General features: G+C 71.3%; 25 protein-coding genes. 17 read left to right on the forward strand and 8 right to left on the reverse strand.

Annotated features, from left to right (window positions below; genetic code table 11):
• Positions 1–144: 144 nt before the first annotated feature.
• Positions 145–693 (reverse strand): Clp protease N-terminal domain-containing protein, encoded by a 549-nt coding sequence (locus ABZU75_RS10420; RefSeq protein ID WP_355551646.1) that lies wholly within the window; start codon positions 691–693, stop codon positions 145–147.
• A 2-nt stretch (positions 694–695) separates the two neighbouring features.
• Entirely contained in the window at positions 696–923 is a 228-nt protein-coding gene (locus ABZU75_RS10425; protein ID WP_355551649.1) for a helix-turn-helix domain-containing protein, read from the reverse strand.
• A gap of 99 nt (positions 924–1022) precedes the next feature.
• On the opposite strand from ABZU75_RS10425, the gene ABZU75_RS10430 reads away from it, so the two are divergent.
• Positions 1023–1385 (forward strand): DUF2203 domain-containing protein, encoded by a 363-nt coding sequence (locus tag ABZU75_RS10430; RefSeq protein ID WP_355551652.1) that lies wholly within the window; start codon positions 1023–1025, stop codon positions 1383–1385.
• Positions 1386–1409: 24 nt separating this feature from the next.
• On the opposite strand, the gene ABZU75_RS10435 is transcribed toward ABZU75_RS10430, so the two are convergent.
• Positions 1410–1820: an organic hydroperoxide resistance protein gene (locus ABZU75_RS10435; RefSeq protein ID WP_350957725.1), complete on the reverse strand. Its 411-nt coding sequence runs from the start codon at positions 1818–1820 to the stop codon at positions 1410–1412.
• Positions 1821–1900: 80 nt separating this feature from the next.
• Between ABZU75_RS10435 and ABZU75_RS10440 the strand changes: the two genes are divergently transcribed.
• Together ABZU75_RS10440 and ABZU75_RS10445 are read left to right on the forward strand one after the other, a co-directional pair.
• Entirely contained in the window at positions 1901–2332 is a 432-nt protein-coding gene (locus ABZU75_RS10440; RefSeq protein ID WP_355551656.1) for a MarR family transcriptional regulator, read from the forward strand.
• Positions 2329–2691 (forward strand): MmcQ/YjbR family DNA-binding protein, encoded by a 363-nt coding sequence (locus ABZU75_RS10445; protein ID WP_355551659.1) that lies wholly within the window; start codon positions 2329–2331, stop codon positions 2689–2691. The genes ABZU75_RS10440 and ABZU75_RS10445 overlap by 4 nt, the downstream gene beginning before the upstream one ends.
• Here the strand turns inward: ABZU75_RS10445 and ABZU75_RS10450 are convergent.
• Positions 2675–3601: a hypothetical protein gene (locus tag ABZU75_RS10450; RefSeq protein ID WP_355551862.1), complete on the reverse strand. Its 927-nt coding sequence runs from the start codon at positions 3599–3601 to the stop codon at positions 2675–2677. The two genes, ABZU75_RS10445 and ABZU75_RS10450, sit on opposite strands and share 17 nt — an antisense overlap.
• Before the next feature lie 247 nt (positions 3602–3848).
• Here ABZU75_RS10450 and ABZU75_RS10455 point away from each other — a divergent pair, with 247 nt between their 5' ends.
• From ABZU75_RS10455 to ABZU75_RS10480, 6 genes are all read left to right on the forward strand, one after another.
• A complete protein-coding gene (locus ABZU75_RS10455; protein WP_355551662.1) occupies positions 3849–5057 on the forward strand; it encodes an LLM class flavin-dependent oxidoreductase in 1209 nt (402 codons plus the stop codon).
• The gene (locus ABZU75_RS10460) at positions 5054–6379 is read left to right on the forward strand and encodes an NtaA/DmoA family FMN-dependent monooxygenase (RefSeq protein WP_355551665.1); all 1326 of its coding nucleotides are present in this window, start codon (positions 5054–5056) and stop codon (positions 6377–6379) included. Before ABZU75_RS10455 ends, ABZU75_RS10460 begins: the two co-directional genes overlap by 4 nt.
• Positions 6376–7449, forward strand: coding sequence for an LLM class flavin-dependent oxidoreductase (locus tag ABZU75_RS10465; RefSeq protein ID WP_355551668.1), 1074 nt, complete (start codon positions 6376–6378; stop codon positions 7447–7449). Before ABZU75_RS10460 ends, ABZU75_RS10465 begins: the two co-directional genes overlap by 4 nt.
• A complete protein-coding gene (locus tag ABZU75_RS10470; RefSeq protein WP_355551671.1) occupies positions 7446–8573 on the forward strand; it encodes an LLM class flavin-dependent oxidoreductase in 1128 nt (375 codons plus the stop codon). Before ABZU75_RS10465 ends, ABZU75_RS10470 begins: the two co-directional genes overlap by 4 nt.
• A 235-nt stretch (positions 8574–8808) precedes the next feature.
• On the forward strand, positions 8809–9180 hold the full coding sequence (locus ABZU75_RS10475) for a VOC family protein (RefSeq protein WP_355551674.1): 372 nt from the start codon (positions 8809–8811) through the stop codon (positions 9178–9180).
• 57 nt (positions 9181–9237) lie between these two features.
• Complete coding sequence (locus ABZU75_RS10480) at positions 9238–9363, forward strand: hypothetical protein (protein ID WP_355551677.1); 126 nt, start codon at positions 9238–9240, stop codon at positions 9361–9363.
• A gap of 75 nt (positions 9364–9438) precedes the next feature.
• On the opposite strand, the gene ABZU75_RS10485 is transcribed toward ABZU75_RS10480, so the two are convergent.
• Together ABZU75_RS10485 and ABZU75_RS10490 are read right to left on the reverse strand one after the other, a co-directional pair.
• Complete coding sequence (locus ABZU75_RS10485) at positions 9439–10596, reverse strand: cation:proton antiporter (RefSeq protein WP_350927405.1); 1158 nt, start codon at positions 10594–10596, stop codon at positions 9439–9441.
• An 8-nt stretch (positions 10597–10604) separates the two neighbouring features.
• On the reverse strand, positions 10605–11087 hold the full coding sequence (locus ABZU75_RS10490) for a cation:proton antiporter regulatory subunit (protein ID WP_355551681.1): 483 nt from the start codon (positions 11085–11087) through the stop codon (positions 10605–10607).
• A 167-nt stretch (positions 11088–11254) separates the two neighbouring features.
• On the opposite strand from ABZU75_RS10490, the gene ABZU75_RS10495 reads away from it, so the two are divergent.
• The 5 genes from ABZU75_RS10495 to ABZU75_RS10515 all read left to right on the forward strand — a co-directional run bounded on the left by ABZU75_RS10495 (position 11255) and on the right by ABZU75_RS10515 (position 16225).
• On the forward strand, positions 11255–12085 hold the full coding sequence (locus tag ABZU75_RS10495; protein ID WP_355551684.1) for an ABC transporter permease: 831 nt from the start codon (positions 11255–11257) through the stop codon (positions 12083–12085).
• Positions 12058–12843, forward strand: coding sequence for an ABC transporter ATP-binding protein (locus ABZU75_RS10500; RefSeq protein WP_355551687.1), 786 nt, complete (start codon positions 12058–12060; stop codon positions 12841–12843). Before ABZU75_RS10495 ends, ABZU75_RS10500 begins: the two co-directional genes overlap by 28 nt.
• Entirely contained in the window at positions 12840–13838 is a 999-nt protein-coding gene (locus tag ABZU75_RS10505; protein ID WP_355551690.1) for an ABC transporter substrate-binding protein, read from the forward strand. Before ABZU75_RS10500 ends, ABZU75_RS10505 begins: the two co-directional genes overlap by 4 nt.
• Before the next feature lie 49 nt (positions 13839–13887).
• Positions 13888–14994, forward strand: a complete 1107-nt coding sequence (locus ABZU75_RS10510; RefSeq protein WP_355551694.1) for an LLM class flavin-dependent oxidoreductase — start codon at positions 13888–13890, stop codon at positions 14992–14994.
• Positions 14995–15055: 61 nt separating this feature from the next.
• Positions 15056–16225: a saccharopine dehydrogenase NADP-binding domain-containing protein gene (locus ABZU75_RS10515; protein ID WP_355551697.1), complete on the forward strand. Its 1170-nt coding sequence runs from the start codon at positions 15056–15058 to the stop codon at positions 16223–16225.
• A gap of 91 nt (positions 16226–16316) precedes the next feature.
• Here ABZU75_RS10515 and ABZU75_RS10520 read toward each other — a convergent pair whose 3' ends face one another.
• On the reverse strand, positions 16317–17192 hold the full coding sequence (locus ABZU75_RS10520) for a TetR/AcrR family transcriptional regulator (RefSeq protein WP_355551700.1): 876 nt from the start codon (positions 17190–17192) through the stop codon (positions 16317–16319).
• Between the two features lie 82 nt (positions 17193–17274).
• On the opposite strand from ABZU75_RS10520, the gene ABZU75_RS10525 reads away from it, so the two are divergent.
• From ABZU75_RS10525 to ABZU75_RS10535, 3 genes are all read left to right on the forward strand, one after another.
• The gene (locus ABZU75_RS10525; protein ID WP_355551703.1) at positions 17275–18990 is read left to right on the forward strand and encodes a right-handed parallel beta-helix repeat-containing protein; all 1716 of its coding nucleotides are present in this window, start codon (positions 17275–17277) and stop codon (positions 18988–18990) included.
• Positions 18991–19265: 275 nt separating this feature from the next.
• The gene (locus ABZU75_RS10530; protein WP_350957686.1) at positions 19266–19550 is read left to right on the forward strand and encodes a DUF1540 domain-containing protein; all 285 of its coding nucleotides are present in this window, start codon (positions 19266–19268) and stop codon (positions 19548–19550) included.
• A gap of 78 nt (positions 19551–19628) precedes the next feature.
• A complete protein-coding gene (locus ABZU75_RS10535) occupies positions 19629–20801 on the forward strand; it encodes an NADH:flavin oxidoreductase (protein ID WP_350957683.1) in 1173 nt (390 codons plus the stop codon).
• Positions 20802–20813: 12 nt separating this feature from the next.
• On the opposite strand, the gene ABZU75_RS10540 is transcribed toward ABZU75_RS10535, so the two are convergent.
• A complete protein-coding gene (locus tag ABZU75_RS10540) occupies positions 20814–22256 on the reverse strand; it encodes an MFS transporter (protein ID WP_355551708.1) in 1443 nt (480 codons plus the stop codon).
• Positions 22257–22486: the final 230 nt, after the last annotated feature.

Raw genomic sequence — 22486 nt, forward strand, 5'->3', positions numbered from 1 at the left:
TCGCCTGACGCGCCTGCTCCGGATCATGCTCGATCGCATAACCCGCCCCGTCCGCCTGAACGATCATCACGCTCACATTGTGCGCGACCACATCGGGCAGCCGCGCGCTTCTACGGGATCGAGGTCTGACCGTGCCGGACCCGCTCAGGCCGACCGGTGCAGGAAGCCGATGCTCACGGCGAGACCGCGGAGGTCGACGCCGAGGCGGTGCAGGATGGAGACCGAGGCGTTCGAGCCGTCGGCCAGCAGGCCCTTGAGCAGGTCCTCCCCGGTCACCCCGGAGTGGCCGCCGGTGCTGACGGCGACCTCGACGACCTTCCTCGCCCTCGCGGTGAGGGGCAGGTCTCCGGCCGGGCCGCTGAGCAGCACGTTCAGCGGGCGCAGCCGGGAGCGCGACAGCCGCCACGCCAGGGGGTCGTCCCGCCGGGCGGGCAGGCGCCGCCTGATCTCGTCCAGGTCGACGCCGATGGCGGCCAGCAGCTCGCGGTCGCCCGCCAGGCCCCGTGCCGCCTCGCGCTCCCCGATCTCCGCGCGGACCGCCTCCGGGCTGACACCGAAACCCGCCGCCGGCCACGACTCCGCCAGGGCGAGCAGGAGCATGTCCTCGTCGAGCGTGGTGCGGCCGTGGTCGAGTGCCAGCAGCCCGGCCCGGACCGTGGTCCGCCGGGCCTCGGGGGTGAACCTCGCGAACATTGTCAGCTCCCGCTGTCGATGATCCGGTGTGCGTGCTTGCGGTGCGCCGTCTGCCGCCTGACGCCGAGTGCCGCGGCGATGGCCTCCCAGGACGAGCCCCGGGTCCTGGCCTCGATGACGTGTGCCGCCTCCAGCTCCTCCAGGAGCCTGCGCAGTGCCGCCACGGCCGCCAGCGCCGCCACCGGGTCCTCGCCGTCGACGGCCTCGGAGAACTCGCTCAGCGATCCCATGTTGTCAGCATAAGCTGACGGATTCACTTTTGTCAGCTTATGCTGACAACATTCCTGGCCCCCTGCACGCTTCGGGCGGGGACACGCTAGCGTGCAGGGGTGGATGGGACCTTCACCGTCGAGGAGGCGCGGGCGCTCATGCCCGCGCTGCTGGAGCGGGCCGCCGCGTTCGTGACGATGCGGGGAGAACTGGCCGAGCTCGCGTACGAGCTCCGCAGCACCGGCACCTCGGAAGCCGGCGGACTGGCCGAGGCGAAGGCGTACGAGGCCAGGCTGGAGGAGATCCTCGGCTGGTTCGAGGAGCGGGGCGTCGAGGTCAAGGGCGTCGCGCCCTTGCTCGTCGACTTCCCCTCGGTGCTCGACGGGGTTTCGGTGCGGTTGTGCTGGCTCGAAGGAGACCGCGACCTGGCCTGGTACCACCGCGACGAGCTGGGTTTCGCCGGTCGCCGGCCGCTTCCCTGATCGCGGGTCTCCTCCGGGGCGCGATTACTCGATCACCAGGTTGACCGGGATGTTGCCACGGGTCGCGTTGGAGTAGGGGCAGACCTGGTGGGCGGCCTCCACGAGGGCGGTGCCGGTCTCGCCGTGCAGCTCGTCGGGCAGCTCGACGCGCAGCGTCACCCCGAGCGCGAAGCCCTTGCCCTCCGGGTGGAGGCTCACCTCGGCGGTCACCGACGCCTCGGAGACGTCGGCCTTCTCCCTCCGGCCGACCAGCTGGAGCGCGCTGGCGAAGCAGGCGGCGTAGCCGGCCGCGAACAGCTGCTCGGGATTGGTGCCCTCGCCGGAGCCGCCCATCTCCCGTGGCGGCGCGAGGGTCACGTCGAGGCGCTTGTCGGACGAGACCGCCCGGCCTTCCCTGCCGTTGGCGGTGGCGATGGCGGTGTAGAGCGTACTCATCGGGATCCCCTTCTCGATTTTGGACAACTTAATTGTGTGCAATTTAGTTGGTAACAGTCAAGTTCGGTATAATCGGGATCGTGAAGATCTCCGTCGAGAACCTCGTCTGTTTCGACGTGCACGCGGCCTCGCGGGCGCTGGACGCGGTCTACCGCAGGGTGCTGCGCGAGCTGGGCCTCACCTACCCGCAGTACCTGGTGATGACGGTGCTCTGGGAGCGCGGGCCGGTGACGGTCAAGGAGCTCGGTCTCACGCTGCGGCTCGACTCGGGCACCCTGTCGCCGCTGCTGAAGAGGCTGGAGGCGGCGGGCCTGGTGGGCCGCGAGCGCAGCGCCTCCGACGAGCGCTCCGTACTGGTACGGCCCACGCCTGAAGGCGTCGAGCTGGGGGAGCGGGCGTGCGACGTCCCCGGCCGGATCTTCGAGGCCGCCGGGCTCGCGCCCTCGGAGGTCCTCGACCTGCAGCGGACCCTGCGCCGGGTCATCGCCTCCCTCGACGAGTCGTCGCGATGATCACGGCCGACGACGTGCGCCGCGTCGCCATGGCGTTGCCCAGGACCGAGGAGAGGCTCGTCAGGGACCGGGTGACGTTCCGGGTGGGCCGGATCGTCTACGCCGCGATCTCGCCCGACGAGACCTCGATGGGATTCGCCTTCCCCAAGGAGGAGCGGGCCGCGCTGATCGCGTCCGCGCCGGAGACGTTCCACATGCCCCGGCCCTCCGACGAGCGTTACAACTGGGTGCGGGTCCGGCTCGCGGCGATCGACGCGACCGAGTTGCGCGAGCTGGTCGAGGACGCCTGGCGGATGGTCGTGCCCAAGCGGGTCGCGGCCACCCACTTCGGGGAGCCGGTGGTCAGGAGGTCCCGCTGAGGTGGACCTCCCGGGCCAGCTTCGTCGTCTGGCCGGTGGAGCGCTGCCAGGTGGCCCCGGCCGGGTGGGCGGTCAGCAGGACCATGATCCAGCGCTCCCCGGGGCCGACCAGGCCGGTGCTGTGCAGTACGGGACGGCCCAGATCGGGCACGGGACCGGCCCCGGCGGGTGCCGCCGTGGTGACCCCGCTCGGTGCGGTGGCGCCCAGGGCCACCGGAGCCGGAGAGGCGGAGGTGAAGGCGGCGGAGGCGGTGCGGGCGGCGGGAGAGGTCGCCGGGCGGCAGCGGACCGGGGGGGTGGAGCCATACCCCGACCAGCCCTGCTTGACCGCCCACGGCCCGCGCACCCCGCGGGGGATGCCGAAGTACTGGTCGAAGCCGTCGGAGCCGCACTGTCCGGCTCTGCGCAGGTGGCCCAGGATCAGAGCGCTGACCTTGGGGTCGGCCCGGTCGAGCAGGTAGCGGTAGGTCTTGACGACGTCCATCGCGCTGAGCGAGGTGTAGCCCCAGAAGCCTGGTTTGTCGGCCGGTGGGGGAGTGGTGTCGGTGAGTTGTAGCTTGCGTGCCATCCGCTGGATGATTCTTCCCTGACCGCCTCTGCTCCAGAAGGAGGTCGCGGCGGCGTCGTCGCTGACCCGCAGCATGACCTTGAGCAGCGCCAGGTCCTTCTTGGAGACGCCGCTGTGCGACTCCAGATGGTCGATCGCGATGAGGATCTTCACCACCGACGCCGACCGGAACCTCCGATGCGCGTTGCGGTACTCGGTCACCTTCGCGGTCTGCCGGTCGAAGACCACGTAACCGGCGGTCACCCCGGCCGGGACATGCGGCTTGCCGCGGGCGGTGGCCGAGGCCGGAGCGGGGGCCGCCAGGAGGGGGAAGGCGGTCGCGAGGACCGTCAGCAAACGCATCACGGGACAAATGCCTACCAGATCCCGGCGTCGGCGGCAGGAGGACGGCCTCTGGGAGGGATCGCTCCGGGGCGTTCCGTGATGGTCCGTGCCATGGAGATTCCGCCGGAACCCGCTCCTGGAGATCTACTCCGAGCCGCGGCTCCCGGAAGTGTGCCTCGGGGCACGTCGGGCCTGCCGGTCGATCTCTCACGATATAACCAACTAAACATGTAGAGATTGCGGGTTTTGGTGTTACTGTCGTTGTATGTCGGCAGTTCCCCTGCATCTCGCCGTCGCTCTCGACGGCGCCGGATGGCACCCCGCGGCCTGGCGCGATCCCGCCGCCTCCCCGAAAGCCCTGTTCACCGCCGCCTACTGGGCCCAACTGGTGGCCGAAGCCGAGCACGGCCTGCTCGACTTCGTCACCATCGAGGACTCCCTCGCCCTGCAGACCACTCTTCTGGACGGCCACGACGGCCGTGTCGACCAGGTGCGCGGCCGGTTCGACGCCGTCCTGGTGGCCTCCAGGATCGCCCCCCTGACCAGCCGGATCGGGCTGGTGCCCACGGCGACCACCACGCACACCGAGCCCTTCCACGTCGCGAGCTCCATCGCCACCCTCGACTACGTCAGCACCGGGCGGGCCGGATGGCGCGCCCAGATCTCCGGGCGCCGCACCGAGGCGGCCCACTTCGGCCGCCGGGAGGTTCCCGAGCTCCGCCCCGAGAACCTCGGCGACCTCGACAAGGCGGGCGTCGTGCGGGAGCTGTTCGCCGACGCCGCCGACGCCGTCGAGGCCGTGCGGCGCCTCTGGGACAGCTGGGAGGACGACGCGGTCATCCGCGACGTGGCCACCGGCCGGTACGTCGACCGGGACAGACTCCACTACGTCGACTTCGAGGGGACGAGCTTCACGGTCAAGGGGCCCTCCATCGTGCCGAGGCCGCCCCAGGGGCAGCCGCTGGTCACCGCGCTGGCCCACTCCCGGCTCCCGTACGAGTTCGCCGCGCGCGGCGCCGACGTCGTCTACGTCACGCCACACGACAGTGAGCAGGCGCGGGCCATCGTGCGTGAGGTACGTGAGATCTCCGGGCAGGTGCGCGATCCGGCCGCGGAGGAGCTGAGGATATTCGCGGACCTCGTCGTCCTCCTCGACGACGACGCGAAGGGCGCCCGCGAACGCAGGGCACGGCTCGACGAGCTCGACGGCGCCACGTACACCTCCGACGCCGCGATCTTCACGGGTACCCCGGGAGAGCTCGCCGACCTGCTCCTGGAGTGGCGCGCGGCCGGGCTGCAAGGGTTCCGGCTCCGGCCCGCCGTGCTGCCGACCGACCTGACCGCGATCACCCGCGGCCTGGTGCCCGAGCTGCGCGGACGCGGCGCCTTCCGCCACGCGTACGAGGCCGGCACGCTCCGCGGCCACCTCCACCTGCCCCGACCCGCCAGCCGCTACGCAGGGAGCCGACGATGAAGCAGGTCATCCTCGCCGCCCACTTCCCGGGCGTGAACAACCACACGGTCTGGAGCGATCCGGCCTCGGGCAGCCAGATCGACTTCGCCTCCTTCGTCCACCTGGCGCGGACCGCCGAGCGTGGCAGGTTCGACTTCTTCTTCCTGGCCGACGGGCAGCGGCTGCGCGAGCAGCGCGGCAGGATCCACGACCTCGACGTGGTCGGCCGCCCCGACTCGCTCACCGTGCTCTCGGCGCTGGCCGCGGTCACCGACCACCTGGGCCTGGCCGGGACCATCAACGCCACCTTCAACGAGCCGTACGAGCTCGCCCGCAAGCTCGCCACCCTCGACCACCTGTCCGGCGGCCGGGCCGGGTGGAACGTCGTCACCTCCTCCGACGCGTTCACCGGCGAGAACTTCCGCAGGGGCGGCTTCCTGGAGCACTCGCAACGCTACGAGCGGGCCGAGGAGTTCGTCCGGACGGTCCGCGAGCTCTGGGACTCCTGGGCCGCCGGCGACCTCGTCGCGGACCCGGCGACGGCCACGTTCGCCAGGCGGGAGGCCGGGGAGTTCGCCCACCGGGGCACCCACTTCGACATCGACGGCCACTTCACCGTGCCGCGCGGACCGCAGGGCCGCCCGCTGACCATCCAGGCCGGAGACTCCGAGGGCGGCAGGGCCTTCGCGGCGGCCACCGCCGACGCCGTCTTCTCCCGGCACAGCAGGCTCGAAGAGGGGCAGGCCTTCTACCGCGACATCAAGTCGAGGCTGGCCGCGCACGGCAGGTCCCCCGACTCGCTGAAGATCCTCCCCGGTGTCACGTTCGCGCTCGGTGACACCGACGCCGAGGCCCAGGAGAACGCCGACCACATCCGCCGCCAGCAGGTCAGCCCGCAGACCGCGATCCTGCTGCTCGAGCAGCTGTGGAACCGCGACCTGTCGGCCTACGACCCCGAGGGCCCGCTGCCCGAGATCGACCCGGACGTCTCGGAAGACTCGATCATCAAGGGCCGGACCCGGATGTCCAGGGACCCGCTCGCCACGGCGGCGGAGTGGCGGGCCCTGGCCGAGTCCAAACGGCTCGGCATCCGCGACCTGGTCATCGAGGTGACCGGCAGGCAGTCCTTCATCGGCTCGCCCTCGCGCGTCGCCGAGGAGATCAACGAGTTCGTGCAGAGCGACGCCGCCGACGGCTTCATCCTGGTGCCGCACCTCACCCCCGGCGGCCTCGACGACTTCGTCGACAAGGTCGTCCCGCTGCTGCAGGAGCGCGGAGTCCTCCGCGCGGAGTATGAGACCGCCACGCTACGCGGCCACCTGGGGCTGGAGGAGCACCGTTGAAATTCCTCGCCATCACCCTCATCGTCCACGGCGCCAACCCCGTCACCGGTGAGCTCAAGTCGACCAACGCGCGCCTGCGCGAGGTGGTCGAGAACGCCGTGCTGGCCGAGGAGCTCGGTTTTGACGGCTTCGGCGTCGGGGAGCGGCACGAGCGCCCGTTCATCTCCTCCTCCCCGCCGGTCGTGCTCAGCCACATCGCGGCGAAGACGTCGACGATCAAACTGTTCACCGCGGTCACCACGCTGAGCCTGCTGGATCCGGTACGGGCCTACGAGGACTACGCCACCCTCGACCACCTCTCCGACGGCCGCCTGGAGCTCATCATCGGCAAGGGCAACGGAGCCGCGCAGGCCCAGCTCTTCCACGTGACCGGCGAGGACCAGTGGGAGCGCAACAGGGAGGGCTACGAGCTGTTCCGCCGCCTGTGGCGGGAGGACAGGGTGACCTGGTCCGGTAAGTTCAGGCCGTCCCTGACCGACGCCGAGACCTGGCCGCGCCCGCTGCAGCGGCCCATCCGCGTCTGGCACGGCAGCGCCACCAGCAAGGAGTCGGTGGACCTCGCCGCCCAGTACGGAGACCCGCTGTTCTCCGCCAACGTCAGCAACCCGGTCGAGCCGTACGCCGAGCTGATCCGTTACTACCGGGAACGCTGGGAGTTCCACGGTCACGACCCCGCCGACGCCCTGGTGGGAGCGGGCACCGCCGGGTACTACGCGGCCAGGAACTCCCAGGACGCGATCGAGACCTACCGGCCGATCTTCAACGCCAGGCTGGAGCTGTTCAAGAAGGTCGGAGTGGACCCGGTCTTCCACACCCTGGAGGACGCGATCGAGCGCAGCTCGATCCTGGTCGGCAGCCCGCAGCAGATCATCGACAAGGTGCACCGCTACCACGAGCGGCTCGGGCACGAGGTCATGCACCTGCACGCGGACGCGGACGGCCTCACCGACAAGCAGCACCGGACGGCACTGGAGCTCTTCCAGAGCGACATCGCCCCGGTGCTGCGCGTGGAGATCCCCAGCAGACCGTTCCCCCGGTACGAGAGCGCGCGGGACGGGGGGCGCTCATGACCTCCCTGTCCGTCCTCGACCTGGCCCCCGTCCCGTCCGGTGGCACGCCGGGCGACGCGCTGCGCAACACCCTGGACCTGGCCAGGCGGGCCGAGGAGTTCGGCTACCTCCGCTACTGGGTGGCCGAGCACCACTTCGCGTCCGGCGTCGCCAGCGCAGCCCCGGCCGTGCTCATCGCCCTGGTGGCCGCCGCGACCAGCACGATCAGGGTCGGCTCGGGAGCCGTACAGCTCGGGCACCAGACCGCGCTGTCGGTGGTCGAGCAGTTCGGTCTCATCGACGCGCTCCACCCCGGCCGGGTCGACCTCGGCCTGGGCCGGTCGGGCCAGCGCAAGGCCGAGTTCGCCGAGCTGGCGAAGAAGGCCCCGCCCGCGCCGAGGCCCGCCAGGGTCGTGGACGGCCTGCTCATCCCCGAACCCTTCTCCTTCACCGCGCTCGCGAGGTCGCCGCTGCTCTCCCTGTACGGCTCGCTGCTCCAGCAGCCCGGCGCGGAAAGTCCTGACTTCGCCGACCAGGTGGACGACATCGCGGCGCTGATCGCCGGCACCTACCGCTCCCCGGAGGGGGTGGCCGCGCACGCGGTGCCCGGCGAGGGCGCGGACCTGCGGCTGTGGATCCTGGGCAGCAGCGGCGGGCAGAGCGCGCAGGTGGCGGGGGAGCGGGGGCTGCCGTTCGCGGCGAACTACCACGTCAGCCCGTCCGGCGTGCTGGAGGCCGCGGAGGCGTACCGGGAGGCGTTCAAGCCCTCGGAGACCCTGGCGGAACCCCACCTGATCGTCTCGGCGGACGTCGTGGTGGCCGAGGACGACGAGAGGGCCCGCGAGCTCGCCTCCCCGTACGGGCTCTGGGTCCGCAGCATCCGCAGCGGTGCCGGGGCGATCCCGTTCCCGACACCGGCGGAGGCCGCGGCCCACGAGTGGAGCCAGGAGGACCGCGCGCTGGTCGCCGACCGGCTGGACACCCAGTTCGTCGGCTCCCCGCGTACCGTCGCCGAGAGGCTGCGCGTCCTGCGTGACGTCACCGGCGCCCACGAACTGCTCGTCACCACCATCACCCACGACCACGCCGACCGGGTCCGCTCCTACGAGCTGCTTGCCGAGGAGTGGTCGAGGCTCGTCGCCTGAGCCCGAGACGGCCTGCCGGGCGGACACCGTCCCGGCGCGCCCAAGGCCGGGGAGGCCGCCCGTACTCGGCCTCCCCGGCTTCCTGCACCCGGTGGCGGCCGAAGATATTTCCGGCGTGATGTCGAGAACGCGTCGTCGACTCCGACGTCCCAGGTGAGACGCCCCCGACGAGGGCGTCCTGAGATTCGCCGCCGGAAGAGAACCGCCCCGTGCCGGGTGCGGGAAAGGACAAGACATGAAGAGCTCTGCCCTCGGCAGCATCCTGCTCGGCAGCGTCGACCCCGTCAGGCTCCACGCCTGGTACCTCGCCGCGCTGGCACCCGAGCACTTCGGAGACGGCTTCATCGACTTCGGCGGTGTCCGGGTCCTCTTCGAAAACCGCACCGACATCGCTCCGGCGACCGCCGAGCCCGGTCGGGTGATCTTCAATTTCCATGTGGAGGACGCCCGTGCCACAGCCGCGCACCTCGACGGCCTGGGGGCGACCTGGCTGGTCGAGGTCGAGCGGCGGGACGCCGGGCTGTTCGGCACGCTGGTGGACCCGGACGGCAACTACATCCAGATCATCGAGCTCAGCGAGGAGTATCTCGCCGCGGCGGGGCGATGACCTGTCCGGCGGGCGGACGACATCGACGCCGCCGTTGACGAACTGGCCGGACGGGGTGTGACCTTCGAGCGCTACGACGGCTTCACGCAGGACGACAGGGGCGTCATGCGGGAAGGCGGCCCCTGCATCGCATGGTTCAGGGACCCCGCCGGCAACGTCCTGTCCGTGCTCCAGGACAGGTAGGAGTGCCCGTGGGCCCGGCCGCGTCCGTCGCCGCGGCCGGGCCCACGTATCAGGTCGGGTATCAGGTCGGGCGCGTCAGGCGCGTTTGGCGATGGCGGTGATGAAGGGCTGCATGATCCGGGCGGCCAGCGGGCCGAACGCGGCGAGGATGAGCACGTAGGCGGCGGCCAGCGGGCCCAGGTCGGGATGGACCCCGGCGGCCACCGCGAGACCGGCGATCACGATGTTGAACTCGCCCCGGGGGATGAGCGCGATTCCGGCCCGAGCCTGTCCGGCTCTGGCGATACCCGCCCGGTGGGCGGCGTAGGCGCCGGTGAGCAGCTTCGTGATCATGCTGATCACGGCGAGGAGCACGGCCAGCCCGGCAACCGGGAGAATCTTGGTCGGATCGGTCTGAAGGCCGAAGAAGACGAAGAACACCGCGGCGAACAGGTCGCGGATCGGGGTGAGCAGTTCCTGGGCGTCCTCGGCCAGCTCGCCGGAGAGGGCGATGCCGACCAGGAAGGCGCCGACCGCGGCCGAGACCTGGAGCTGCTGGGCCACCCCGGCGACCAGCAGCGCGAGACCGATGACCTTCAGCAGCAGCACCTCGGAGTTGGGGCTGGAGACGAACGCCTCGATGAACCTGCCGTAGCGGAGCGCGACCAGCAGCACGACGCTGACCGTGCCCAGTGCGATCGCCACGGCGATCGCACCGCTGGCGAAGCTCAGCCCGGCCAGCACCGCAGTGAGGATCGGCAGGTAGACGGCCATCGTCAGGTCCTCGAAGACCAGCAGCGACAGCACCACCGGTGTCTCGCGGTTACCGATCCACCCCAGGTCGGACAGGACCTTGGCGGTGATGCCGGAGGAGGTGGCGTAGGTGACACCGGCCATGGCGATGGCGGCCACCGGCCCCCAGCCCAGCAGCAGCGCGGTGATCGCGCCCGGCGCGGCGTTGAGCACCAGGTCGACCACGCCCGCGCGGGCGTTGCCCTTCAGGCTCGTCACCAGCTCGGAGGCGTTGTACTCCAGGCCGAGGGTGAGCAGCAGCAGGATGACGCCGAGCTCGGCGCCGACAGAGGTGAACTCCTCGCTGGTGGCCAGGGGCAGGATGCCGCCGGTGCCGAAGGCCAGTCCGGCGATGAGGTACAGGGGGATGGGCGAGATGCCGACTTTAAGGGCCAGTGCGCCGAGGATGCCGAGCCCGAGAAGGACAGCACCGAGCTCAAGAAAAAGAATAGCCGTGTGCACCAGGTTTCCTACCCGCCGGACAGGATGTCGGAGACGGCGGAGGTGCTCTCCGGGCTGCCCACCACGACCACCACGTCGTTTCCGAGCAGCCCGAAATCAGGGGCGGGGCTGGCGAACACCTGGCCCTCGCGAACCACGGCCACGATGGAGGCGCCGGTGCGGGTGCGGACGCGCGCGTCACCCATCGGCCGGCCGGCGTACGGCGAACCGGGCACGATCGGCAGTTGCAGGCTGACGAGCCCCTCGACCTCGCTGTGCAGGGCGTTGAGGCGCTGCACGATGCGCGGGGCGCCGAGCAGTTCGGCGAGCGCGTCGGCCTCCTCGTCGTTCAGTTTTATGGTCTCGCATGCGCGGTCGGGATCATCCGGGTCGTACAGCACCAGGTCACGACGGCCCGTGCGGTGAGAGACGATTCCTATTCGCCTGCCTGACCGCGTCGTGAACTCGTGCCGCAGCCCTATACCTGGCAGTGCCGTCTGCTCGACCTCCACCGTGCCAGCTCCTTGCGTGTGTATGACTGATTCTCTTGCCAGGAGAACCTACCAACTCGGGTTTTGTCGAGTGACGCCGAGCATAACCGGTATTACCGATTGACTTTGTGGGTTATTTGGCCGACGATGGGCGGGAACCGAGCCCCCAGCCACGAATGAGGTCTTCCGTGCCGGCTCCCGTCGTCGACGTGGGGGCGCCGCAGCGGGCCGCGCGAACGCGGTCACGTGCGCCCCTGCCCTCCGCCGCCGTCTGGCAGCGCCTTGTCAGCCCCCTGGTCATCGTCGTCGTCTGGCAGGTCGCCAGCGCCGCCGGACTTCTCCCGGGACAACTCCTCGCCTCGCCCGTCAAGGTCCTCACCACCGCCGCCGGGCTCGTCGGAGAGGGAGTCCTGCCCGAGGCGATCGCCGTCTCGCTCCGGCGGGCCGTGATCGGCTTCACCCTCGGCGCGGTCGCCGGGATCGGCCTGGCCCTCGTGGCGGGGCTCAGCCGCATCGGCGAGAACGCCGTCGACCCGCCGCTGCAGATGCTGCGGGCGCTTCCGCTGTTCGGCCTGATCCCGCTGTTCATCCTCTGGTTCGGGATCGGCGAGACGCCCAAGGTGGCGCTGGTCGCCCTCGGCGTGGCCTTTCCGCTCTACCTCAACACCTTCTCCGGGATCCGCGGCGTCGACGGCAGGCTCGCCGAGGTGGCCCGGGTGCTGCGGCTGAGCCGTACGGAGACCATCACCCACATCGTCCTGCCCGGCGCGCTGGCGCAGACCCTCGTCGGCCTGCGGCAGAGCCTGGGCGTGGCCTGGCTGGCGCTGATCGTGGCCGAGCAGATCAACGCGGACGCCGGCCTGGGACACATGATCAACGATGCCCGGGAGTTCCTGCGCACCGACGTGATCGTCGTCGGCCTGATCGTCTACGCGGTCCTCGGCCTGCTGACCGACGCGCTGGTACGCCTGCTGGAGAGGAGGGCCCTGTCATGGCGGCAGAGCTTCCTGTCACGTTGACCTCGTCGCGTGCGGTGCTCCCGCTCCCCGCGGCGGCCCCGCCCCGTGCGGCGGCCCCGGTGGCCGCGGTCAGGGGACTCACCCGGGCCTTCGGGGAGCGGCGGGTTCTCGACGGGGTCGACCTGGAGATCGGCCGTGGCGAGTTCGTCGCCCTGCTCGGCCGGAGCGGCTCGGGCAAGTCCACGCTGCTGAGGGTGCTCGCGGGACTCGACCCCGGTGCCGAGGGCGAGGTCGAGGTCTGCGGCACCGCCGCCGTGGCCTTCCAGGAGCCCCGGCTCGTGCCGTGGAAACGGGTCCTGGCCAACGTCGCGCTCGGGCTGCGCGCCCCCGACCCGCGCGCCGCCGCGCTGGCCGCGCTGGAGGAGGTCGGTCTCGGCGCCCTGCGCGACGCCTGGCCGCTCACCCTGTCCGGCGGCGAGGCACAGCGGGCCTCCCTGGCCAGGGCGCTGGTCCGCGAGCCCGGCCTGCTCCTGCTCGACGAGCCGTTCAGTGCCCTGGACGCGTTGACCCGCATCACCATCCACCGGCTCGTGCTCGACCTGTGGGTGCGGCACCGCCCCGGCATCCTGCTCGTCACCCACGACGTGGATGAGGCCATGCTGCTGGCCGACCGCGTCCTGGTGCTCGACGGGGGCGCCATCGCCCACGAGTCCGGGATCGAACTGCCCCGCCCCCGCCACCGCGACCACCCCGATCTCATCGCACTGCGCTCCACCCTGCTCAACCGGCTGGGCGTCACCCCGGAGGGAACCGTATGAAACGTCGTGTCACCGCGGCGATCGCCGTGGCTCTGCTGCTGTCCTTCACCGCGGCCTGCGGAGCCGGGGAGGAACGGGGCGTCCGTGCGGACGGCTCGGTCGACCTGTCACAGGTGACGCTCCGCGTCGGCGACCAGAAGGGCACGGGCCTGCAGGCGCTGTTGACCGCGGCCGGCCAGCTCGACGACGTCAAGTACAAGGTCACCTGGTCACAGTTCACCTCGGGGCCACCGATTCTGGAGGCCATCAACGCCGGTTCGGTGGACTTCGGCGCGGTCGGCAACGCGCCGCCGGTCTTCGCGGCCGCCGCCGGGGCGAAGATCTCCGTCATCGCGGTCGCCGAGAAGGGCCTCGGCGGTCAGGCGGTCGTCGTTCCCGCGGACTCGCCCATCAAGACCCCGGCGGACCTGCGCGGCAAGCGCGTCGCCGTGGCCAAGGGCAGCTCCGCCAACTTCCACCTGCTGGCGGTACTGAAGAAGGAGGGACTGGGCTTCACCGACATCCAGCCCCAGTACCTCCAGCCGCCGGACGCCCTGGCCGCGCTCTCCTCCGGCAGGATCGACGCCTGGGCCATCTGGGATCCCTACACCGCCCAGGCCGAGTCCCAGACCGGGGCGCGCGTCCTGGTCGACGGCGAGGGCTACGCCAACGGCTTCGAGTTCCAGATCGCCGGGAAGGAGGCCCTCGCCGACCCGGCCCGCACGGCCGCGCTGAGCGACTGGGTGGCGCGCATCCGCAAGGCACATCAGTGGGCCAACGACCACCAGGACGAGTGGTCCAAGGTCTTCTCCGAGCTCACCGGGCTGGACCAGGCGATCATCAGTACGGCGGTCAGGCGCAGCTCGTACCGGGACCTCAAGCTCGCCGGCGATGTCGTCGACCGCGAGCAGCTCGTCGCCGACGCGTTCAGCGAGGCCAAGCTCATCCCCGCCCCCGTCACGTTCGCGGACTTCGTCGACACCAGCTTCGACGCCACCCTGGACAACCCCTCGTGACGCCCGCCCCGAGGTCCGTGCCCGGGAGATCCACGCCTGGAGGCATCCGATGAAGTTCCACTGGTTCCTGCCCACCGCCGGTGACAGCCGGGTCCTCACCGGGGGCGGCCACGGCCTCAGCAGGGGGCACGGCCGCTCCGAGGCGGCCACGTTCCGCCCGCCGGACATCGAGTACCTGGCGCAGGTCGCCCGCTCCGCCGAGCAGCTCGGCTTCGAGGCGGTCCTGACCCCGACCGGCACCTGGTGCGAGGACGCCTGGCTGGTCACCGCCGCGCTGACCCGCGAGACCGAGCGGCTGAAGTTCCTCGTCGCCTTCCGGCCAGGCTTCATGTCACCGACGCTGGCCGCGCAGATGGCCGCCACCTACCAGCGGCTCTCGCGAGGCAGGCTCCTGCTCAACGTGGTGACCGGCGGGGAGAGCGCCGAGCAGGCCAGGTTCGGCGACCATCTGTCCAAGGACGAACGCTACGCGCGCACCGACGAGTTCCTGTCGGTCGTGCGCGGCGCCTGGAGCGGTACCCCCTACGACTTCGACGGCGGCCACTACCGCGTCGAGGGCGCGATGGTCGCCGAGACGCCCGATCCCGTCCCGGAGATCTACTTCGGCGGCTCCTCGCGGGCTGCCGGACCGGTCGCGGCCAGGCACGTGGACGTCTACCTCACCTGGGGCGAGCCCCCCGAGCAGGTGGCGAAGAAGATCGAGTGGATCCGGGAGCTGGCGGAGGAGCAGGGCCGTAAGCTCCGCTTCGGCATCCGGCTGCACGTGATCACCCGCGACAGCGAGCGCGACGCCTGGGCGGAGGCCGAGCGGCTGCTGGCCGCCATCGACCCGGCCGACATCGTCTCGGCCAGGAAGCTGCTCGGCCGTAGCGAGTCGGTCGGCCAGCGGCGCATGCTGGAGCTGCACGAGGGCTTCACCGGGGGCACCGCCCGCGACCTGGAGATCCATCCGAACCTCTGGGCCGGGGTCGGCCTCGTGCGGGGCGGTGCGGGCACCGCGCTGGTCGGCAGCCACTCCCAGGTCGCCGAGCGGATCGAGGAGTACGCCTCGCTCGGCATCGAGGAGTTCGTCCTGTCCGGCTATCCCCACCTGGAGGAGGCGTACTGGTTCGGCGAGAACGTGCTTCCCCGCGTCGCCGCGCCCGTCCAGGGGTGATCACGGCCACATCCGGCGAGCCCGTCTTGCGCGTGATCTCCGCGGGGAGGAATCTCGGTGCATGCCTGACGACCGCCCGTACGACATCGTGCTGTTCGGCGCCACCGGGTTCACCGGGGCGCTCACCGCGGAATACCTCGCGCGCAACGCCGGTCCCGCCCTCCGCTGGGCACTGGCCGGGCGCAACCGGGCCAAGCTCGAAGCGGTCAGGGACCGGATCGGCCTGCCCGAGCTGCCGCTGCTGCACGCCGACGTGACCGACCCGGCCTCCCTGGTGGAGATCGCCAGGCAGGCCAGGGTCGTGGCGACCACCGTGGGCCCCTACGTCTCCTACGGCGAGCCGCTGGTGGCCGCCTGCGCCGACGCGGGCACCCACTACGCCGACATCACCGGCGAGCCCGAGTTCGTCGACCGCATGTTCATCCGCCATCACGAGCGGGCCAGGAGGACCGGGGCCAAGCTCGTGCACGCCTGCGGGTTCGACTCCGTCCCGCACGACCTCGGCGCCTACTTCACGGTCAGGCGGCTGCCCGAGGGAGTGCCGCTGGAGGTCAGCGGCTTCGTCCGGGCCTCCGGCGCCGCCTCCGGCGGCACCGCGCACTCCGCCGTCATGGCGATCTCCCGCTTCCGGCAGACGGCCGAGGCCGCGCACATCCGGCGCGAGCTCGAAGGCGGGTCCGCGGCCTCCGGGACCAGGCGGACGCGTGGCATGCCCGGATCGGTGCGCCACGTCGGAGGGTGGGCACTGCCGCTGCCCACGCTCGACCCGCAGATCGTCGCCCGCTCGGCCCGCGCGCTGGACCGCTACGGCCCCGACTTCACCTACCGCCACCACTTCGCGGTCAGGCGACTGCCCGTCGCGCTCGGCCTCGCCGCCGGGGTGGGCGCCCTCGCGCTGCTCGCCCAGATCCCACCGGCGCGCTCCCTGCTGCTGCGCCGCTTCGCACCCGGTGAGGGGCCCGGCGTCGAGCAGCGGGCCAGGAGCTGGTTCAAGGTCACCTTCCTCGGCCTGGGCGGCGGGGCGCGCGTCGTCACCGAGGTCGCGGGCGGCGACCCCGGCTACGGCGAGACCGCCAAGATGCTCGGCGAGTCGGCGCTCTGCCTGGCGACGGACGACCTCCCGGAGGTCTCCGGTCAGCTGACCACCGCCGTGGCGATGGGCGACGCGCTGATCGGCCGCCTGGTGCGGGCGGGCATCACCTTCACGGTGCTGAGCGACTCGCGCAAGTAGGCGTCCGCTCGGGACGAGCGGCTCCCGGGTTCCGGTGTGACGATCGTGGACGGGATCGGCCGGAACCCGCTCGATCCGGGGTGTCACCCGGTCACGATGTGGACCGGCGGCGCCTGCGGTAGGCACGCTGCTGGCAGGCCCGCGAGCAGTAGGCGCGCGGGCGACCCGTCTCCGCCCGGTCCATGCCCGTGCCGCAGGTCGCACACGAGGCGCTTTCATCACGCTTTTCATCACGCTCGCGGACCAGTACCTCGATGCCGTCCAGCACGCGCCGCAGGCCGAACTCGAAGGAGTCCTCCGGCTCGTCGTAGCCGCCCGCCTCCCAGACGTGGGTCAGCGTGGGATAGAGGTGGAGCTTCTCGTACAGCGACTCCCGGGCGCCCCACCACTCCTCCTCGGAGACCCCCGTGTGCCGCTCGGCCCTGGCGACCTCCGCCGCCCTGGCCGCCTCGCTGTCCACGAACCGGCCGACGAGGCCCACCACCGCGACCATCTCGGCGGGCTTCAGGCCGATTCCCGCCACGGTGCCGAGCGCGTACTCGAACTGGGCGACGGAGTTCGGGCCGGGAACGTGCCGGGTGCCGCGCACCTCGGCCAGCCAGGGGTGACGGCGGCACAGGGCCCAGCACCGTCTCGCCCACCCCTCGAGCGCCTCGCGCCAGCCGTGCGGCGTGCCGGCCGCGCCGCCGCCGTCCGTCCCGCTCGTCGCCACGTCGCCCATCACCGTGTCGCACATCAGGTCGATGAGCTGTGCCTTGCCCGGTACGTGCCGGTAGAGCGACATGCTGGTGAAGCCGAGACGTTCGCCGACCCGTCGCATCGACAGCCCCTCGACGCCGTCGGCGTCGGCGATCTCGACGGCGGCGCGCACGATCGCGCCGACGCTCAGTCCCTGCCGGGGCGCGGCGTCCCGGGACCCCCGCCACAGCAGTTCGACGGTCCGGTCCGGATCCTCCTCGAAGGCCACCCGTTCTCCTTCCGCTTGACGCTCGACCCGAGTATCTGTTTATGCTGTATACGTTATTTACATTATAAATGAGGAGCGCCCGTTGAACGATTTCTACGTGTCCCCCTCCGGTGACGACACCTGGCCCGGCACCCTGGAACGACCCTTCGCCACCCTCGCCCATGCCCGGGACCTGGCCCGCGGCGCGGGCGCCGCTGTCCACCTGCTGGCAGGCACCCACCGGCTCGCCGAGACGTTCGAGCTCACCGAGGCCGACTCCGGCGTGACCTACCGGGCACTGGGGGAGGCCGTCGTCAGCGGTGGCCGCCGGGTCACCGGCTGGCGCGAGCGGGACGGAGTCTGGCTGGCCGAGGTCGGCGACCTCGACACCCGCCAGCTCTACGTGGAAGGACGCAGGGCCGAACGGGCCGCGATCGACGCGATTCCCGGGAAGGCCACCAGAACCGACACGGGTTACGTCACCGACAGTACGGCCCCGCAAAGCTGGGGCAATCCCGCCGACGTCGAGTTCGTCTTCCGCGGCGTCTACCCGTGGACCGAGGCCCGCTTCGGCGTCGCCGCCGTCGAAGGCGACGAGTACTCGACCACCATCACCATGGCCCAACCCGCCTTCGGCTGGGCGATCGAGCTCTACAACTCGGTGGTCCCTTGGGAGGGCGGAGGGGAGTCCTACGGCCCTGGCCTGCCGACCCGGGTGGAGAACGGCGCGGGCTTCCTAACGGAGCCGGGTACCTTCGCCCTCGACAGGTCCCGCCCTGGTCACCACGTCCTGAGCTACCGGCCGCGCCCCGGCGAGGACCCCGAGCGGACGGAGGTCGTCGCCCCCGTACTGGAGACGCTGGTCAAGGTCACGGGCGCTCGCGACGTCGCCTTCCTCGGCGTCACCTTCGCAGACGCCACCTGGCTGCGGCCGAGCCGCCCAGAGGGCTTCCTGCACTACCACGGCACCGGCTACTACGAGGGCGGCCCCATCGAGAAGGTGTCGTTCGGCGAAGGGGCGTGGGTGACGGTGCCGGGGGCGTCGTCGGAGATTCCGGCGAACGTCGTGTTCGAAGGCGCCGCGCGCGTCGCGATCGAGGGCTGCCGCTTCACCAGGCTGGGGGCCACGGCCCTGCGGTTCTCCGGCGACAGCGCCGACATCCTGGTGCGGGGCAACGTGTTCGAGAGCCTCTGCGGCGGCGGGATCTCGATCGGCGGGAGCCGCGGCGCCAGGGTCGAGAACAACTGGGTCCACGACGTCGGCCTGGAGTACTCCGGCTCGCCCGGTATCGCGGTGACCGGGAGCGAGGACTCCACGCTCGCGCACAACCAGGTGAACGACGTCCCGCACTGCGGCATCGTGGTCGGCGCGGGCAAGAGCACCCGGGTCCTGCGCAACCTCACCTTCAACACGCTGAAGGTGCTGGCCGACGGCGGTGGCATCTACCTGTCGGGCCCGCAGGGCGACTCCCACGACAACGGCGCGGTCGTCCGCGGCAACGTCGTGCGCGACACGCTCACGCCGTACAACTTCGCGCTCTACACCGACTACGGCGCCGCCTGGGTCACCGTCGAGGGCAATGCCGTCCAGCGCGCCGACAACACGGCCGTCCTGCGGGTCTGGCCACCACTGGAAAACGTCGTCTTCCGCGGCAACTTCTGGGATGCCGACCCGGTGGGCTGGGACGACCCGCCGGAGGGCGTCACCATGGAGGGCAACGTGACGTCGGCCGACGAGAAGGACTTCGAGGTCCGTACGGCGAGCATCGTCGCGCGGGCGGGTCTGGAGCCCGGCTACGCCCACCTGCTCGGACGGTGACCACCGCGCCTCGCTCTTGGAGAAGCCTTGGGGTACGGATGAGCGTGGCGGTGATCCGGGCACGGTACTAAACCGGATAGTCCGCGTGCGGGAACGGGGGCCGTGTCATGTCCGACTCGTGAGCGCGAAAGAGCGTGATGAGGACCTGACGGCCCGAGTGCCGGCCGGACGCGTCGGCACCGCCGCGCGGTGATACCGAACAGAGCGTCGGGGGACCGGCCCCGACGACGGCTGGTCGCGTCCGGGGCCGGCCCGAGTCCTAGGAGACGTCAGCCATGAAAATGCCCACAGTCAACGAGTGCCAGGTCGATGCGTGCGCCTACAACGCGGACCACGTCTGCCACGCGCTGGCCATCACGGTCGGCAACAGTCATCACGCGGAGTGCGAGACCTTCTTCAAGGTCGACCTGAAGGGTGGCGACCCCGCCGCCACCGGCCGCGTCGGCGCCTGCAAGATGTCCGACTGCCAGCACAACGTCCAGTACGAATGCCAGGCCTCCGGCATCGTCGTCGGTTACGCGCAGAAGGACATCGACTGCCTCACGTACGCGCCGGCCTGACGGCGGATGAGCGGTACGGCGACGGAGCGGTGCCCCCGGCCTCTTGGCATCCAAGCGCTTGTTTGGTAACACTGGCCCATGGCAGAAACCGCCGCCGACGTCTTCGCACCCGCGAAGCTCGGGCCGATCACCCTGCGCAACCGCCTGATCAAGGCGGCCACCTTCGAGGGCATGACCCCCGAGGCGCTGGTCTCCGACGAGCTGATCGACTTTCACCGGCGGGTGGCCGCCGGAGGCGTCGGCATGACCACGGTGGCCTACTGCACGGTGGCACCGGAAGGCCGCACGCAGTGGCGGCAGATCTGGATGCGCCCGGAGGCCGTGCCCGGCCTGCGCCGCCTCGCCGAGGCGGTACACGCCGAGGGCGCCGCCATCTCCGCGCAGATCGGCCACGCCGGCCCGGTGGCCAACCCCGCCTCCAACAGGCTCCCCGCGCTGGGCCCGTCCCGGCGGTTCAACTGGCTGGGCATGAGCATGACCCAGGCGACGACCGTCGCGGACATCGAGCGCATCGTCCGCGCGCACGCCGACGCGGCGCTCCTGGCGGAGGAGTCGGGCTTTGACGCCGTCGAGATCCACCTGGGGCACAACTACCTGGTCAGCTCCTTCCTCAGCCCCCGGCTCAACAACAGGACCGACGGCTACGGCGGCAGCCTGGCCAACCGGGCCCGGCTGGCGCGCGAGGTCGCCCTGGCCGTAAGGGAGGCCGTCGGCGGCCGGATCGCGATCCTGGCCAAGCTCAACATGGACGACGGGGTCAGCGGCGGCCTGACACCCGACGAGAGCCTCCAGGTCGCGACCTGGCTGGAGGCGGACGGCGGACTCGACGCCATCGAGCTGACGGTGGGCAGCTCGCTGCTCAACCCGATGTACCTGTTCAAGGGCGACGCCCCGATCCGTGACTTCGCCGCGGCCCTGCGGCAGCCGCAGCGGCTGGGGGTGCGGCTGCTGGGCGGCCGGTTCCTGCGCTCCTACCCCTACCGGGACGGCTACCTGCTCGACGACGCCCGCGCCTTCCGCGCCGCCCTGAGGATGCCGCTGGTGCTCCTCGGCGGCGTCACCAACCTGGCGACCATGGAACTGGCCCTGCGCGAGGGCTTCCAGTTCGCCGCCATGGGCCGGGCCCTGCTCATGGAGCCGGACCTGCCCAACCGGATCATGAAGAACCGGGCCGTCGAATCCCGGTGCATCCACTGCAACCGGTGCATGTCGACGATCTACTCCGGCACCCGCTGCGTGCTCACGGAGTGACCGCCCTCGCTCTCAGCGGAGCCCGGCACGCCGGGCGGTGACCACGTCGACGACGGCCACGACCAGCGAGACCAGCACGAAGGCGATGGCGACCAGCAGCGAGTGCCGGAACGCCGTCGCGTAGTCGCCGCGGGAGGAGGCGACCTCGGCGAAGAACACCGAGCCGATCGCCGCGATGCCGACGGCCGTGCCGAGCCGCTGTCCCGTCTGGAGCACCCCGCCGGCGGTGCCGGCCATCGCGACCGGCACCTCCGACAGGGTCAGCGTCTGGTTGGGGGAGATCACCAGGCCGCTGCCCAGGCCGGCGAGGAGCAGCGGCAGCGCGATGGCCCAGGCCACGTGCTCGCCGGGGACCAGCCGCACGGCGAGCGCCGTGATGCCCAGCGCGGCCGCGACCAGCAGCAGCCCCGCCACCACCAGCGGCCGGCCCAGCCGGGTGACGGTCCGGCCGCCCAGCGTGGCGGCCACGGCCGACCCCGCCGCGAAGGGGGTGGTCGCCAGCCCTGCCTCCAGTGCCGAGTAGCCCAGGCCGTTCTGCAGGTAGAGGGTGAGAATGAAGAAGATCGCGCTGAAGCCGGCGAAGTAGAGCGTGCCGAGCAGGGCGCCGAGCGCGTACGAGCGTCTGCGGAACAGGAACAGGTCGACGACCGGCTGGCGCCGCCGCCCGTACCGGCGCTCCCAGGCCACGAAGGCGGCGAGCACGACGAGCCCGGCGAACAGCGTCGGCCACCTTTCCGCGCCCTGCCACTGCTGCCCCTCGACGAACGGCAGGAGCACCAGCACGACGCCGAGGGCGAGCAGCAGCACGCCCACCGGATCCATGCTCTCCCGGGGGCGCCTTTCGCGCGCCGGAGGCCGGATGTAGCGGTACGCCAGGACCACGGCCAGGATGCCGATCGGCACGTTGACGTAGAAGACGAGGCGCCAGGCGTCGGGGCCGCCGCCGAGTTGGATGAGCGCCCCGCCGAGCAGCGGGCCGATCGCGGTCGAGAAGCCGATGACGGTGCCCAGCAACCCGAACGCCCGGCCCCGCTCCGCTCCCCGGAAGAGTTGCTGGATCAATCCGCTGACCTGCGGATTCAACACCCCGCCGGCCATCCCCTGGATGAGTCTCGCGATGACCAGCAACCTCGGGTCCCCGGCCATCCCGGCCGCCGCACTGGACAGGGTGAACAGGACGACACCGAGGACGAACACGTTGCGCCGGCCGTGCATGTCGCCGAACCGCCCCGCGGGGATCAGCGCCAGCCCGAAGGTGAGCGCGTACCCCGACACCACCCACTGCAGGTCGCTCTGCGGGGCGTTCAGCCCGTTGCGGATGGCCGGCAGCGCCACGTTGACGATGCTGACGTCCAGCAGGGTCATGAAGCCGGCGACGAGGCAGACGGTCAGCGCCTTCCAGCGGCGTGGGTCGGCTCCCTCCTGGTCTCTCAGAGCCGTCGTCTCGTCGCTCATCCGGTCGCGCGGTGCGGGGGCCCGGCCCCCCGGTCCGCCGGTCTTCTCCTCCCGCCGCGTTCCAGATCTTCGGGCGGTACGGGTGACCGGCTGAGGACCAGCATGCCGCCCCCGTTCTCCGCCTTCGGCTTTCAGCAGCCGATACGTACCCCTTTCGGATGTTCAAATCACCGTTCGGGCCCCGGCGAGTCGCCGGGGCCCGAACGGTGGCTCATCTGCGGAGCGGGGAG

The organism is Streptosporangium sp. NPDC005286 (genome assembly GCF_040607515.1).
Classification (GTDB): domain Bacteria; phylum Actinomycetota; class Actinomycetes; order Streptosporangiales; family Streptosporangiaceae; genus Streptosporangium.